The 14,499-nt window shown below is 55.5% G+C and carries 13 protein-coding genes; 10 read left to right on the top strand and 3 right to left on the bottom strand.

The features are described from left to right. Positions 1-55: 55 nt before the first annotated feature. Positions 56-1,258, bottom strand: coding sequence for an acetate kinase (gene ackA / locus RTM13_RS12300; protein ID WP_312212287.1), 1,203 nt, complete (start codon positions 1,256-1,258; stop codon positions 56-58). 338 nt (positions 1,259-1,596) lie between these two features. On the opposite strand from ackA, the gene yfbV reads away from it, so the two are divergent. From yfbV to RTM13_RS12280, 4 genes are all read left to right on the top strand, one after another. Then, entirely contained in the window at positions 1,597-2,052 is a 456-nt protein-coding gene (gene yfbV / locus RTM13_RS12295) for a terminus macrodomain insulation protein YfbV (RefSeq protein WP_312212286.1), read from the top strand. Positions 2,053-2,131: 79 nt separating this feature from the next. Then, positions 2,132-2,626 carry a YfbU family protein gene (locus tag RTM13_RS12290; RefSeq protein WP_103818998.1) on the top strand — a complete coding sequence of 165 codons (495 nt, stop codon included), beginning with the start codon at positions 2,132-2,134 and terminating at the stop codon, positions 2,624-2,626. Continuing rightward, positions 2,626-3,297 (top strand): sugar phosphatase, encoded by a 672-nt coding sequence (locus RTM13_RS12285; RefSeq protein ID WP_312212285.1) that lies wholly within the window; start codon positions 2,626-2,628, stop codon positions 3,295-3,297. The genes RTM13_RS12290 and RTM13_RS12285 overlap by 1 nt, the downstream gene beginning before the upstream one ends. An 89-nt stretch (positions 3,298-3,386) precedes the next feature. Then, a complete protein-coding gene (locus RTM13_RS12280; RefSeq protein WP_312212284.1) occupies positions 3,387-5,219 on the top strand; it encodes an SLC13 family permease in 1,833 nt (610 codons plus the stop codon). Positions 5,220-5,264: 45 nt separating this feature from the next. Here the strand turns inward: RTM13_RS12280 and yfbR are convergent, their stop codons facing one another. Both yfbR and alaA read right to left on the bottom strand, forming a co-directional pair. Beyond that, a complete protein-coding gene (gene yfbR, locus RTM13_RS12275) occupies positions 5,265-5,870 on the bottom strand; it encodes a 5'-deoxynucleotidase (protein WP_312212283.1) in 606 nt (201 codons plus the stop codon). An 81-nt stretch (positions 5,871-5,951) separates the two neighbouring features. Then, positions 5,952-7,166: an alanine transaminase AlaA gene (gene alaA, locus RTM13_RS12270; protein WP_103819002.1), complete on the bottom strand. Its 1,215-nt coding sequence runs from the start codon at positions 7,164-7,166 to the stop codon at positions 5,952-5,954. 860 nt (positions 7,167-8,026) lie between these two features. Between alaA and lrhA the strand changes: the two genes are divergently transcribed. The 6 genes from lrhA (at position 8,027) to nuoF (ending at position 14,473) form a co-directional block, all read left to right on the top strand. Further along, positions 8,027-8,965: a transcriptional regulator LrhA gene (lrhA, locus tag RTM13_RS12265; RefSeq protein ID WP_312212282.1), complete on the top strand. Its 939-nt coding sequence runs from the start codon at positions 8,027-8,029 to the stop codon at positions 8,963-8,965. 644 nt (positions 8,966-9,609) lie between these two features. After that, positions 9,610-10,053, top strand: coding sequence for an NADH-quinone oxidoreductase subunit NuoA (nuoA, locus tag RTM13_RS12260; RefSeq protein ID WP_042389569.1), 444 nt, complete (start codon positions 9,610-9,612; stop codon positions 10,051-10,053). Positions 10,054-10,068: 15 nt separating this feature from the next. Further along, positions 10,069-10,743 carry an NADH-quinone oxidoreductase subunit NuoB gene (gene nuoB, locus RTM13_RS12255; RefSeq protein ID WP_042389571.1) on the top strand — a complete coding sequence of 225 codons (675 nt, stop codon included), beginning with the start codon at positions 10,069-10,071 and terminating at the stop codon, positions 10,741-10,743. 87 nt (positions 10,744-10,830) lie between these two features. Beyond that, positions 10,831-12,633, top strand: coding sequence for an NADH-quinone oxidoreductase subunit C/D (nuoC, locus tag RTM13_RS12250; protein ID WP_312212281.1), 1,803 nt, complete (start codon positions 10,831-10,833; stop codon positions 12,631-12,633). A 2-nt stretch (positions 12,634-12,635) separates the two neighbouring features. Then, complete coding sequence (nuoE, locus tag RTM13_RS12245) at positions 12,636-13,136, top strand: NADH-quinone oxidoreductase subunit NuoE (protein WP_042389573.1); 501 nt, start codon at positions 12,636-12,638, stop codon at positions 13,134-13,136. Continuing rightward, a complete protein-coding gene (nuoF, locus tag RTM13_RS12240) occupies positions 13,136-14,473 on the top strand; it encodes an NADH-quinone oxidoreductase subunit NuoF (protein WP_154058074.1) in 1,338 nt (445 codons plus the stop codon). Before nuoE ends, nuoF begins: the two co-directional genes overlap by 1 nt. Positions 14,474-14,499 lie beyond the last annotated feature (26 nt).

Genomic DNA, 14,499 nt, shown 5'->3' with positions numbered 1-14,499 from the left:
CAATAATTTGGCGCGATACAAAACAGCACCGCCAGCGTGGGCTGGCGGTGTGGAATCAGGCAGTCAGACGGCTGGCGTCCTGGGCGATCACCAACTCTTCGTTGGTCGGGATGACCATCGCGAGGGTGGTACCCTCTTTGTTGATGTAGCCAGATTTGCCGAAGCGGGCAGCCAGGTTACGCTCGTGGTCAACCTCAAAGCCCAGCACGCCCAGTTTGCCCAGGGAGAGTTCGCGAACCATCGCCGCGTTCTCACCGATACCACCGGTGAAGACAACCGCGTCCAGACGGCCTTCCATTAGCGCGGTGTAGGAGCCGATGTACTTCGCCAGGCGGTGGCAGTAAACGTCCATTGCACGTTTAGCGTCTTCTTTGCTCGCGTAGTTGTCTTCAACATAGCGGCAGTCGCTGGTGACTTCGGTCAGGCCCAGCAGGCCGGACTCTTTGGTCAGCATTTTGTTGATCTCTTCCACGCTCATACCCAGGGTATCGTGCAGGTGGAAGATGATAGCCGGGTCGATATCACCGGAGCGAGTACCCATCACCAGGCCTTCCAGCGGGGTCAGACCCATAGAGGTATCAACGCATTTGCCGTTACGGATAGCAGAAACGGAGCCGCCGTTGCCCAGGTGGCAAGTAATGATATTTACCTCTTCTACCGGCTTGTTCAGCATTTTTGCTGCTTCCTGCGTCACGTAGAAGTGGCTGGTGCCGTGTGCGCCGTAGCGGCGAACGCCGTGCTCTTTGTACAGTTTGTACGGCAGGGCGTAGAGGTAGGACTCTTCCGGCATAGTCTGGTGGAACGCGGTATCAAACACGGCCACGTTCTTGTCTTTCAGCTGCGGGAAGGATTTCAGCGCTTCAGCGATACCGATCAGGTGAGCCGGGTTATGCAGCGGAGCAAAAGAGGCGGAGTCTTTAATGCCCTGGATAACGGAGTCGTCGATAACCACGGAGCTGGTGTATTTTTCGCCGCCGTGCACGATACGGTGACCAATTGCGGTCAGCTGTGCAGACAGTTCTGGTTTTTGTGCCAGAATAGTGTTAACGATAAAGTTCAGTGCTTCACTGTGAGCGGCACCTGCACCTAAAGCAGCTTCTTGTTTACCACCGTCCATTTTCCATTTGATACGCGCTTCTGGAAGATGGAAGCATTCGGCTAAACCAGAGAGGTACTCTTCACCGTTTACTGCATCAATGATTGCAAATTTCAGTGAGGAGCTACCGCAGTTCAGAACCAGTACTAACTTACTCGACATGGAAGTACCTATTTTTGATACGTGGCTAAAAAAACGTCAGTGAGTCTTTCAGCGTAGCGCATGTTGACGCTGACATTTATGATTAACATCATGCCAGAACGATTTTTTGGCACGATGAAAGAGAATACTGTTGAGTTTATGCCATTTTGACCCCATGTGAGGAAGTGGCATACTGGGCGTTACGTTGACGACATGACGTTCTGCGTCTAAGGCCCACTCAGGCGGGCACAGAATACCCGATACTGGGTAGCGATGACAAAATATTTTGAACGTTGTCATGAGCAGTTGTTGTTTTGCACAAATTTTTTAATTTTTATATGTGAAGTTGAGGTAACGCCATGAACACTCCTGAGAATCGCCCTGTGAGCTTTTTCAGTTTGTTTCGCCTGGGTCAGCACTATTCGAAGACCTGGCCTATGGAAAAAAGCCTCGCTCCCGTCTTTATTGATAACCGTGTCATTCGTGCTACCCGCTACGCGATCCGCATTATGCCCCCCGTCGCCGTCTTTACCCTCTGCTGGCAAATAGCCCTTGGCGGCCAGCTGGGTCCTGCGGTGGCTACCGCGCTTTTTGCCCTGAGCCTGCCGCTACAGGGGCTGTGGTGGCTGGGCAAGCGCTCCGTTACGCCGCTGCCGCCGGGTATTTTGCAGTGGTTCTATGAGGTACGCGGTAAATTACAGGATGCGGGCCAGACAATGGCCCCGGTCACCGGCAAGCCGGATTATCAAGCCTTAGCTGACACGCTTAAGCGCGCATTTGGTCAGCTCGACAAAACTTTCCTTGATGATTTGTAATTCACCCCCGATTACACATATAAAAGAAGGCACATAATTTATGTGCCTCTTTTTTTCCGACATGATACGGGAGTGTAAGATGGAAATGACCAATGCCCAACGGCTGATTTTATCCAATCAGTACAAAATGATGACGATGCTCGATCCCACCAACGCCGAACGCTACCGCCGCCTGCAAACCATCGTCGAACGCGGCTTTGGCCTGCAAATGCGCGAGCTGGACCGCGAGTTTGGCGAGCTGCCGGAGGAGACCTGCCGCACCGTTATCGACATCATGGAGATGTACCACGCGCTGCACGTCTCCTGGGCCAACCTGAAAGATACCCAGTCCATCGACGAGCGCCGGGTCACGTTTTTAGGCTTCGATGCCGCCACCGAGGCGCGCTACCTGAGCTATGTGCGCTTTATGGTCAACACCGAAGGGCGCTACACCCATTTTGATGCCGGAACCCACGGCTTCAATGCCCAGACGCCAATGTGGGAAAAATATCAGCGTATGCTGGGAGCCTGGCACGCCTGTCCGCGCCAGTACCACCTGAGTGCAAATGAAATTAACCAGATCGTTAACGCCTGATGGGGGCCGCCGTGCAGTGTCAGGGTTTCCTGTTTGATTTAGACGGTACGCTGGTGGACTCCCTGCCAGCCGTAGAGCGAGCCTGGTGCAACTGGGCCGATCGCTTCAATCTTTCTCACGACGAGGTGCTGGGTTTTATCCACGGTAAGCAGGCGATTACCTCGCTACGTCACTTTATGGCGGGACGCAGCGAGGCGGAGATCGCCGCCGAGTTTACCCGCCTGGAGGAGATAGAGGCGAGTGACACCACCGGCATTGTGGCGCTGCCCGGCGCGGTGGCGCTCCTCAATCGGCTTAACGAGCTGGCGATCCCGTGGGCGATAGTGACCTCGGGATCGATGCCTGTTGCCCGCGCCCGCCATCGGGCAGCGGGCCTGCCTCTGCCGGAGGTCTTTGTTACCGCCGAGCGGGTTAAGCGGGGCAAACCGGAGCCGGATGCCTATCTGCTGGGAGCGGAGCTGCTGGGGCTTGCGCCGCAGGCCTGCGTAGTGGTGGAAGATGCACCCGCCGGGATCCTCTCCGGCCTCGCCGCTGGCTGCCACATGATTGCCGTTAACGCCCCGGCGGAGACGCCCTGCCTGAGCGATGCCGATTTCGTCCTGCACAGCCTGGAGGAGATCGCCGTGACCCGTCAGGCCGACGGCAGCGCGCAAATAAGCAAAAATGGGTAACAACCGCTCATCCTATTGATTTAGCCCCGCCTGAGCGGGGCTTTTTTATGGCACACTTCCGCTATCCCCGCAATTAACAAGGATACGTTGTGAACGGTGAACTGATTTGGGTGCTGTGTTTGCTGGCCATTGCCGTCGTACTCTTTGCCACCGGCAAGGTGCGCATGGACGCCATTGCACTGCTGGTGATCGTTGCCTTCAGCCTGAGCGGCACCCTGACCCTCAGCGAGGCCTTCTCTGGCTTTAGCGATCCCAACGTTATTCTTATCGCCGCGCTATTTATTATCGGCGACGGCCTGGTGCGTACCGGGGTTGCCACCAGCATGGGTGCCTGGCTGGTGAACGTAGCGGGCAGCAGTGAAATCAAGATGCTGGTGCTGCTGATGCTCACCGTTGCCGGGCTGGGGGCCTTTATGAGCTCTACCGGCGTGGTCGCTATCTTTATTCCCGTGGTGCTCAGCGTCTCAATGCGGATGCAGATCTCCCCGTCGCGCCTGATGATGCCGCTGAGCTTTGCTGGCCTCATCAGCGGCATGATGACGTTGGTGGCCACGCCGCCTAACCTGGTGGTAAACAGCGAGCTGCTGCGCGAGGGGCTGCCGGGCTTCGGCTTCTTTAGCGTCACCCCGCTGGGGCTGACTATTCTGCTGCTGGGCATCATCTATATGCTGGTGATGCGCTTTGCTCTGAAGAGCGAAGGGCAGACGGGGCCGCATGACGGCTGGAAGCGGCGCACCTTCCGCGATCTGATCAAAGAGTATCGTCTGGCGGGGCGCGCCCGGCGGCTGGCTATCCGCCCCGGCTCGCCGATGGTTGGTCAGCGCCTCGACGATCTCAAACTCCGGGAGCGCTACGGGGCCAACGTCATTGGGGTTGAACGCTGGCGTCGTTTTCGCCGGGTGATCGTTAACGTCAACGGCGTATCGGAGTTTCGCGCCGGGGACGTGCTGCTGATCGACATGTCCGCCGCCGAGGTCGATCTACGCGAGTTTTGCAGCGAGCAGCTGCTGGAGCCGATGATCCTGCGTGGCGAGTACTTCTCCGACCAGGCGCTGGACGTCGGGATGGCGGAGGTGTCGCTGATCCCTGACTCGGAGCTGATCGGTAAAACCGTGCGCGAAATCGGCTTTCGTACCCGTTACGGTCTGAACATGGTCGGTATTAAGCGTGACGGGAGCGCGATTAGCGGGCCGGTGGGGGATGAGCCTCTACAGCTGGGGGATATTTTTCTGGTAGTCGGCAACTGGAAATTGATTAGCCAGCTGGCGCAGAAAGGGCGCGATTTTGTGGTGTTGAATATGCCCATCGAGGCCGGGGACGCTTCGCCTGCCCACAGCCAGGCTCCCCACGCCATCTTCTGCCTGCTGCTGATGGTCGCCCTGATGCTAACCGATGAGATCCCAAACCCGGTGGCGGCGATTATCGCCTGCCTGTTAATGGGCAAATTTCGCTGTATTGATGCCGCCAGCGCCTATAAAGCGATCCACTGGCCGAGCATCATTCTTATCGTGGGTATGATGCCGTTCGCCCTGGCGCTGCAAAAAACCGGCGGCGTCGATCTGGTGGTGAAGGGACTGATGCAGTTTGGTGGCGGCTATGGGCCATACATGATGCTGCTCTGCCTGTTCATCATGTGCGCCACCATCGGGCTGTTTATCTCTAATACTGCCACGGCGGTGCTGATGGCCCCCATTGCGCTAGCAACGGCCAAATCGATGGGCGTTTCACCGTACCCCTTTGCCATGATGGTAGCTATGGCAGCGTCGGCAGCCTTTATGACCCCAGTCTCCTCCCCGGTTAACACTCTGGTGCTGGGGCCGGGGAACTATAGCTTCAGTGATTTCGTGAAAATTGGCGTACCGTTCACGCTGATGGTGATGGTGGTGTGCGTGGTGCTGATCCCGATGCTGTTTCCGTTTTGATTATTCGTAGGCCGGGTAAGGCGCAGCCGCCACCCGGCGTTATGCTTACAATGGTGAATCCTGGCTTATCTCATCCAGCGACAGATGGAAGCTCGGCACAAACACTGCCATAAAGTAGTCCATCTCCGGGCTGCGGCGGGCGGCGAGGGTCTTCTCCAGCCGTGACTTCGCCAGCGAGAACTCGTTGTTGCCAGCGGATAGCTCCTCCAGGCACTTCAGATAGGCGCAAAGGGCATCAGCCTGCTTCACCAGCGACTTCTCCTCTTCGCTATATTGCTGCTCATCGATCAGTCCGGCAAAAATATCTCGCAGCTCTTCCGGCACCATATCTACCAGCTTCTGCTGGGCGATCTTTTCGATAGCCTTATACTCCTGGGCAATCTGCGAGTTGAAATACTTTACTGGCGTTGGCAGATCGCCGGTCAGCACCTCTGAGGCGTCGTGGTACATGGCCAGCAGGGCAATGCGTTCAGGATTAGCCTGGCCGCCAAACTTGCGATTTTTAATCGCGGCCAGGGCATGAGCAACCATCGCCACCTGTAAACTATGCTCGGAGACGTTTTCGGTACGCACGTTGCGCATCAGCGGCCAGCGATTGATCAGCTTCAGGCGGGAGAGATGGGCGAAGAAGTGGCTTTGACTCGTACTCATAATGGACCCTGTCAGTAACGGCACTAAGGATCCATTGTGCGCAGAGAGCTGGGGAAGATGCAAATCTTCCCCTTGTTAAGCTTACTGATGGTAGCCGGAGAGGAAGCGGCTAAAGCGGTTGATAGACATCTCCAGATCGTCCAGACGCGGCAGGGTCACAATACGCACGTGATCCGGCCATGGCCAGTTAAAGGCCGTTCCCTGCACCAGCAGCACCTTCTCCTGCAGCAGGAAATCCAGCACCATTTTCTGGTCGTCATGGATATTAAAGCGTTTGATGTCAATTTTCGGGAACATATAGAGCGCGCCTTTTGGTTTGGTGCAGGTCACGCCGGGGATCTCGTTAATCAGCTCCCAGGCACGGTTACGCTGCTCATAGAGGCGTCCGCCGGGCACGATAAATTCGCTAATGCTCTGGTAACCGCCAAGCGCGGTCTGGATAGCGTGCTGGGCTGGCACGTTAGCGCACAGTCGCATGGAGGCCAGCATCTCCAGCCCTTCAATATAGCCTTTCGCGTGCTTCTTCGGCCCGTTAAGCACCATCCAGCCCTGGCGGAAACCGGCCACGCGGTAGGTTTTAGAGAGGCCGTTAAAGGTAATCGTCAGCAGGTCAGGGGCCAGCGCGGCGATGGAGTGGTGCTCCGCCTCGTCGTAGAGGATCTTATCGTAGATTTCATCGGCGAAGATAATCAGGTTGTGCTGGCGGGCGATTTCCACTATCTCCAGCAGCAGCTCTTTGGAGTAGACCGCGCCGGTGGGGTTGTTTGGATTGATGATCACAATTCCCCGGGTGCGGGGGGTGATTTTCGCCCGGATATCATCCAGATCCGGGAACCAGTCAGACGATTCATCGCAAAGATAGTGTACCGCTTTGCCACCGGAGAGCGACACAGCCGCCGTCCACAGGGGATAGTCCGGGGCCGGAACCAGCATCTCATCGCCGCTGTTGAGCAGCGCCTGCATGGACTGCACGATCAGCTCAGAAACGCCGTTACCGATATAGATATCTTCTACGGTGACGTCGCGCATGCCGCGTGCCTGATAGTGCTGCATAATCGCTTTGCGCGCGCTGTAGAGTCCTTTGGAGTCGCTGTAGCCCTGCGCCGTCGGAAGGTGACGGATAACGTCTACGAGGATCTCATCGGGGGCGTCGAAGCCAAAGGGGGCAGGGTTACCGATATTAAGCTTCAGTACCTTGTTACCCTCTTCTTCAAGACGTTTTGCCTCTTTCAGAACCGGACCACGAATGTCATAACAGACATTGTCTAATTTGCTGGATTTTTCGATGGGGGACATGAATCGTTGACCTTTTAGCTGTTGGTGCTACTCCCTGCCGTGGAAGTCAGCACGGAACAATGTACTCCCCCGAATGCCAGTTTAGAAGGGTGCACAGAAGAAGATTTTGCCCCTGACTACCGGACGCCACCGGTTTTTTACGCTGCGAACGCGCGGGTTAAACTGCTAATAATTTCGATAAAAATATCAATTTTGGCTTAATCTGTTGCTGCATCGCAAAATTGCCGCTGTTATCACTGTATTCAGCATTGCTGCCGGGCCGTTTTTTGTTATTACCTTAAGCGCTGATGTGCAGAAATGGAGGAGCGAGGCGGGGTAAACAGAACTGAGTGTAGATCTAATGTTAAGTACTATTTAGAACAGATTCTATTATTAATTAATAATTATTTAATACGACACCTTGCGATGATGGACGATTGTTAATATTAATAGCATCAGGCTCCCCGGTATAACATCAGGGGGGGTTAAGGTCATCCGCATAGGTACTTATAACTGATGCGGGTATGAGGTAAGATGACCAGCAGAGACTACGGCTAAAAGCGATAATGGTACCCGTGTAATTCTCTGACTGAATATACAATTAATTGATATTAAGAATTTTTTCCCGCTAATCTTCCTGAGATGATTCGGTAAATGATTTTCGATCGCGTTCAGTGATGCAGTAATAGCATGCGGCTTCTTAAAATAATTTACAGTGTAATGCTGTATGTATATATAGAGGTTCGTGAACGTAAGCGAATTATTAGCAACGATCGGTTTTGTACCGATTGTGCAGACCGCCTCTCAACGGGGATTGCTTAAATCTTTGAACACAGCAAAAGCCGGGGCGCTCGTCAGGAGTACCCTGTAAGTGAAAACATATGATTAATGCAAATCGTCCGATACTCAATCTCGACCTCGATCTGCTGAGAACGTTCGTTGCCGTCGCCGACTTAAACACCTTTGCGGCTGCCGCCGTGGCGGTATGCCGAACGCAATCAGCGGTGAGCCAGCAGATGCAGCGTCTGGAGCAGCTGGTAGGCAAGGAGCTTTTCGTTCGCCATGGTCGGAATAAGCTGCTAACTGAACACGGCATCCAACTGCTGGGCTATGCCCGAAAAATCCTGCGCTTTAATGATGAGGCCTGTAGCTCATTAATGTTTAATAATTTGCAGGGAGTATTAACCGTCGGCGCCTCGGACGACTCTGCGGATACTATTTTACCGTTTCTGTTAAATCGTATCAGTTCGAGCTATCCCAGACTGGCGCTGGACGTGCGGGTTAAGCGTAATCTCTCAATGGCTGAGATGCTCGCGGCCCAGGAGGTTGATCTTATGGTCACTACCCATCGGCCCCACCAGTTTGAACATTTGACGCTGCGTACTTCGCCTACGCACTGGTATTGTGCGGCAGAGTATGTCCTGCAGAAAGGCGAGACGCTGCCGCTGGTCTTCCTTGACGATCCCAACCCTTTCCGCGACAGCGTGCTCAATACTCTTGATGCTGCCGGTATTCCGTGGCGTATGGCCTACGTAGCCTCGACGCTCTCGGCGGTGAAGTCGGCGGTCAAGGCTGGACTGGGGATCACAGCCAGGCCGGTAGAGATGATGAGTGCCGATCTGCGGGTGCTGGGACCGAGCGACGGTCTGCCTGTGCTGGCGGAGACTGAATATCTCCTCTGTCATAATCCGCAAAGCCAGAATGAACTGGCTCAGGTCGTTTTTCAGGCTATGGCGGATTACCAGACGCCCTGGCACTATGGTGCTGCTACACCTCAGGGGGGAGATGGCTCTTTGATCGTTGAAGGGGACTTTGAGTAGCCGGGAACGTAGGTAACAGGATTGCCTGAAGCAGATAACATCTCCTGAAAAACAGAGCGAGTCGCTGGTAGCATAAAATTTGCCAGCGGCGCGTTTCAAACGCTATTTCCGCACTAATTATCAAGAATCATTTTTTAACGCGTTGTACATCAGTCAGTTAAGCGCGCCCGCCGCTATTTAACCCTGCTTTGTATGCTACTATGCATAGCGAAAGTTCATGTTAAAAAACAAGTCTGATTGTTGCCGTTTTTTTGTGTGAATTAACAAAAGCGTGTCGCAGATCAAGAAAATACTCCCATAGAGGGGGAGGAATCCTGCCAAAATCCTGTCAAAATAAGAGGGTACTTTTTGTATCAGCGCACAACGGACACGATTCAACATCGCTAAACGCCCTATAAAAAATGGGTGTTGGTGGAAAAAAAGGCATTTTATGTTAATGAATTGCTACCGCTGTAAACTAATGTGAAGGAACTTTTGTTCTAAGTTGACAAAAGGTTATAGAAAGGAGTAAAAAACCCCATCATTTAGCTGTCTAAGCCGTTTCTAACAGTGAGTGTAAGGTTTTTTTTGTTCCTCCCTTAAACAGTGTGGCGTCCATCTGCCGAGAAGAGCAGAGGTAACGGTGCCACTTTTTGAGTTAAGCAATGCGTATGTCAACATCCACTGAAGTTATTGCTCATCACTGGGCATTCGCGATCTTTCTTATTGTTGCCATTGGCTTATGCTGCCTGATGCTGGTCGGCGGCTGGTTACTGGGCGGGCGCGCCCGCGCGCGGCACAAGAACACGCCTTTTGAATCGGGTATCGATTCCGTTGGCACCGCTCGTCTGCGCCTCTCTGCCAAGTTCTATCTGGTCGCCATGTTCTTCGTCATCTTCGACGTCGAAGCGCTTTACCTGTTTGCATGGTCAACCTCCATTCGCGAAAGCGGCTGGGTTGGCTTTGTTGAGGCTGCAATTTTTATTTTAGTGCTGCTGGCTGGTCTGGTTTATCTGGTGCGTATTGGCGCGCTGGACTGGACGCCCGCGCGTTCACGCCGCGAGCGCTTCAACCCTGAGTCAGGCAATATCACTAACCGTCAACGCTAACAGCGAGGCAATAAGATGGATTACACGCTCACCCGCATCGATCCCAACGGTGAGAACGACCGTTACCCCCTGCAAAAACAGGAGATCGTAACCGACCCCCTCGAGCAAGAAGTTAACCGCAGCGTATTCATGGGCAAGCTCGAAGACGTTATGCACGGCATGGTTAACTGGGGTCGTAAAAACTCTATTTGGCCGTACAACTTCGGTCTCTCCTGCTGCTACGTTGAGATGGTGACCTCCTTTACGGCGGTGCACGACGTGGCACGCTTTGGTGCGGAAGTCCTGCGCGCCTCGCCTCGCCAGGCCGACCTGATGGTGATCGCCGGTACGCCGTTTACCAAAATGGCCCCGGTTATTCAGCGTCTGTACGATCAGATGCTGGAGCCGAAGTGGGTTATCTCCATGGGTGCCTGCGCCAACTCCGGCGGCATGTACGACATCTACTCTGTGGTGCAGGGCGTTGATAAATTCCTCCCGGTTGATGTGTATATCCCGGGCTGCCCGCCGCGTCCGGAAGCCTATATGCAGGCGCTGATGCTGCTCCAGGAGTCGATTGGCAAAGAGCGTCGTCCGCTCTCATGGGTAGTGGGCGACCAGGGCGTCTATCGCGCCAACATGCAGTCAGAGCGCGAGCGCAAACGCGGCGAACGCATTGCTGTTACCAACCTGCGTACGCCGGACGAGATTTAATTTGCGCCTGCGGGCCGTGGAAAACTCCTTCGCATAATAAACTTATAGCGCGAAGCCACGCCCGGCAGTCACCACGGACCCTTTGCAATGGTGAACATTATGACCGACTTAACCGCGCAAGACGCGTTCTGGCAAACCCGGGATCACCTGGATGACCCAGTTATTGGCGAACTGCGCAACCGTTTTGGGCCGGATGCCTTTACCGTTCAGGCGACCCGCACCGGCGTCCCTGTTGTTTGGGTAAAGCGTGAACAGTTACTGGAAGTGGGCGATTTCTTAAAGAAACTGCCGAAGCCTTACGTCATGCTGTACGATCTGCACGGCATGGACGAACGTCTACGCACGCACCGCGACGGTCTGCCCGCCGCGGATTTTTCCGTTTTCTACCACCTGCTCTCCATCGAGCGTAACCGCGACATCATGCTCAAGGTCGCGCTGTCAGAAAACGATCTCAACGTGCCGACCTTCACCAAACTCTTCCCCAACGCCAACTGGTACGAGCGTGAAACCTGGGAGATGTTTGGCATCAATATCGAAGGCCACCCGCACCTGACGCGCATCATGATGCCGCAGACCTGGACCGGCCACCCGCTGCGTAAAGACTACCCGGCGCGCGCCACCGAGTTCGATCCGTTTGAGCTGACCAAAGCCAAGCAGGATCTGGAGATGGAGGCGCTGACCTTCAAGCCGGAAGAGTGGGGCATGAAGCGCGGCACTGCCAATGAGGACTTTATGTTCCTCAACCTCGGCCCGAACCACCCGTCGGCGCATGGTGCGTTCCGTATTATCCTGCAGCTTGATGGTGAAGAGATCGTCGACTGCGTGCCGGATATCGGTTACCACCACCGTGGCGCAGAGAAGATGGGCGAGCGTCAGTCCTGGCACAGCTACATTCCATACACTGACCGTATCGAATACCTCGGTGGCTGCGTGAACGAGATGCCGTACGTGCTGGCGGTTGAGAAGCTGGCAGGTATCAAGGTGCCTGAGCGCGTTGATGTTATCCGCGTCATGCTCTCCGAGCTGTTCCGTATCAACAGTCACCTACTCTATATCTCGACCTTTATTCAGGACGTCGGGGCGATGACGCCGGTCTTCTTCGCCTTCACCGATCGCCAGAAAATCTACGATCTGGTTGAGGCCATCACCGGCTTCCGTATGCACCCGGCCTGGTTCCGCATTGGCGGCGTGGCGCACGATCTGCCGCGCGGCTGGGACCGCCTACTGCGTGAGTTCCTCGAGTGGATGCCGAAGCGTCTGGACTCCTACGAGAAAGCCGCGCTGCGCAACACCATTCTGATTGGCCGTTCGAAGGGCGTAGCCGCCTACGGCGCGAAAGAGGCGCTGGAGTGGGGCACCACCGGGGCTGGCCTGCGTGCTACCGGTATCGACTTCGACGTGCGTAAGGCGCGTCCTTACTCTGGCTATGAAAACTTCGACTTTGAGATCCCGGTTGGCGGCGGCATCAGCGATGCCTACACCCGCGTGATGCTGAAGGTGGAAGAGCTGCGCCAGAGCCTGCGCATTCTTGAGCAGTGCCTCAACAACATGCCGGAAGGCCCGTTCAAGGCGGATCACCCGCTGACGACGCCGCCGCCGAAAGAGCGCACGCTTCAGCATATTGAAACCCTAATCACCCACTTCCTGCAGGTTTCCTGGGGCCCGGTCATGCCGGCCAACGAATCCTTCCAGATGATTGAGGCAACCAAGGGTATCAACAGCTACTACCTGACCAGCGATGGCAGCACCATGAGCTACCGCACCCGCGTGCGTACGCCGAGCTTCCCGCACCTGCAGCAGATCCCTGCGGCGATCCGTGGCAGCCTGGTCTCTGACCTGATTGTCTATCTGGGTAGTATCGATTTTGTTATGTCAGACGTGGACCGCTAATTATGCACGAGAATCAACAACCACAGACCGAGGCTTTTGAGCTGAGTGCGGCAGAGCGTGATGCTATTGAGCACGAGAAGCACCACTACGAAGACCCGCGTGCGGCGTCCATCGAAGCGCTGAAAATCGTTCAGAAGCAGCGTGGCTGGGTGCCGGATGGGGCGATCTACGCCATCGCCGAGGTGCTGGATATTCCGGCCAGCGACGTAGAGGGTGTCGCTACCTTCTACAGCCAGATCTTCCGCCAGCCGGTGGGCCGTCACGTTATCCGCTACTGCGATAGCGTAGTGTGCCATATCACTGGTTATCAGGGCATCCAGGCCGCAATTGAGAAAAAACTCGATATCAAGCCGGGACAGACCACCTTTGATGGCCGTTTCACCCTGCTGCCGACCTGCTGCCTGGGGAACTGCGACAAGGGTCCAACAATGATGATCGACGACGATACGCACAGCTATCTGACGCCGGAAGCCATCCCTGACCTGCTGGAGCAGTATAAATAATGAAAAACATTATCCTGACTCCTGAAACCCATCCGCTAACCTGGCGTCTGCGTGCAGATAAGCAGCCGGTCTGGCTGGATGAGTACCAGAGCAAAAACGGCTACGCCGGGGCGCGTAAGGCGCTCACCGGCATGGCACCTGATGAGATCGTTAACGCGGTTAAAGATTCGGGCCTGAAAGGGCGCGGCGGCGCGGGCTTCTCCACCGGTTTGAAGTGGAGCCTGATGCCGAAAGACGAATCCATGAACATCCGTTACCTGCTGTGTAACGCCGATGAGATGGAGCCGGGCACCTATAAAGACCGCCTGCTGATGGAGCAGCTCCCGCACCTGCTGGTGGAAGGGATGCTGATCTCCGCCTTTGCGCTGAAAGCGTACCGGGGCTACATCTTCCTGCGCGGTGAATATATTGAGGCCGCCGAGCGCCTGCGCCGCGCCATCGCCGAAGCGACCGAGGCGGGGCTGCTGGGTAAAAATATTCTCGGCACCGGCTTCGACTTCGAGCTGTTTGTCCACACCGGGGCAGGGCGCTACATCTGCGGTGAAGAGACCGCGCTGATCAACTCCCTGGAAGGCCGCCGTGCCAACCCGCGCTCCAAGCCGCCGTTCCCGGCAAGCTCCGGGGTGTGGGGCAAGCCGACCTGCGTAAATAACGTTGAAACCCTGTGTAACGTCCCGGCGATCCTCGCTAACGGCGTCGAGTGGTATCAGGGTATCTCGAAAAGCGAAGACAACGGCACCAAGCTGATGGGCTTCTCCGGCCGCGTGAAAAATCCCGGCGTCTGGGAGTTGCCGTTTGGCACTACCGCACGCGAGATCCTTGAAGACTACGCTGGCGGCATGCGCGATGGGCTGAAGTTCAAGGCCTGGCAGCCGGGCGGCGCGGGAACCGACTTCCTCACCGATGCGCACCTCGACCTGCCGATGGAGTTTGCCAGCATTGGCAAAGCCGGCAGCCGTCTGGGTACTGCGCTGGCGATGGCGGTGGACCACGAAATCAACATGGTATCGCTGGTGCGCAACCTGGAAGAGTTTTTTGCCCGCGAATCCTGTGGCTGGTGTACGCCTTGTCGCGACGGCCTGCCGTGGAGCGTGAAGATCCTGCGCGCCCTTGAGCGCGGCGAAGGTCAGCCTGGCGATATCGAGACGCTTGAGCAGCTGTGTCGATTCCTGGGGCCGGGTAAAACCTTTTGTGCCCATGCGCCAGGCGCGGTAGAGCCTCTGCAGAGTGCAATAAAATATTTCCGCGAAGAATTCGAAGCAGGCATCAAGCAGCAGTTTAGCAATACCCACCTGATCAACGGTATTCAGCCTAACCTGCTCAAGACGCGCTGGTAATCTAAAAGTTTATTTATTTTGGAAGC

The organism is Pseudescherichia sp. (genome assembly GCF_031979925.1).
Classification (GTDB): Bacteria; Pseudomonadota; Gammaproteobacteria; order Enterobacterales; family Enterobacteriaceae; genus Pseudescherichia.
This window is presented reverse-complemented; position numbering and strand designations above follow the sequence as displayed.

What these genes read in the sequence shown, in the direction of transcription:
- alaA (WP_103819002.1), bottom strand. Translation starts at nt 7,166, where the DNA reads ATGTCCCCCATCGAAAAATCCAGCAAATTAGACAATGTCTGTTATGAC.
- nuoC (WP_312212281.1), top strand. Translation starts at nt 10,831, where the DNA reads ATGGTGAACATTATGACCGACTTAACCGCGCAAGACGCGTTCTGGCAA.
- RTM13_RS12290 (WP_103818998.1), top strand. Translation starts at nt 2,132, where the DNA reads ATGGAAATGACCAATGCCCAACGGCTGATTTTATCCAATCAGTACAAA.
- RTM13_RS12285 (WP_312212285.1), top strand. Translation starts at nt 2,626, where the DNA reads ATGGGGGCCGCCGTGCAGTGTCAGGGTTTCCTGTTTGATTTAGACGGT.
- nuoE (WP_042389573.1), top strand. Translation starts at nt 12,636, where the DNA reads ATGCACGAGAATCAACAACCACAGACCGAGGCTTTTGAGCTGAGTGCG.
- nuoF (WP_154058074.1), top strand. Translation starts at nt 13,136, where the DNA reads ATGAAAAACATTATCCTGACTCCTGAAACCCATCCGCTAACCTGGCGT.
- nuoA (WP_042389569.1), top strand. Translation starts at nt 9,610, where the DNA reads ATGCGTATGTCAACATCCACTGAAGTTATTGCTCATCACTGGGCATTC.
- lrhA (WP_312212282.1), top strand. Translation starts at nt 8,027, where the DNA reads ATGATTAATGCAAATCGTCCGATACTCAATCTCGACCTCGATCTGCTG.
- yfbR (WP_312212283.1), bottom strand. Translation starts at nt 5,870, where the DNA reads ATGAGTACGAGTCAAAGCCACTTCTTCGCCCATCTCTCCCGCCTGAAG.
- ackA (WP_312212287.1), bottom strand. Translation starts at nt 1,258, where the DNA reads ATGTCGAGTAAGTTAGTACTGGTTCTGAACTGCGGTAGCTCCTCACTG.
- nuoB (WP_042389571.1), top strand. Translation starts at nt 10,069, where the DNA reads ATGGATTACACGCTCACCCGCATCGATCCCAACGGTGAGAACGACCGT.
- yfbV (WP_312212286.1), top strand. Translation starts at nt 1,597, where the DNA reads ATGAACACTCCTGAGAATCGCCCTGTGAGCTTTTTCAGTTTGTTTCGC.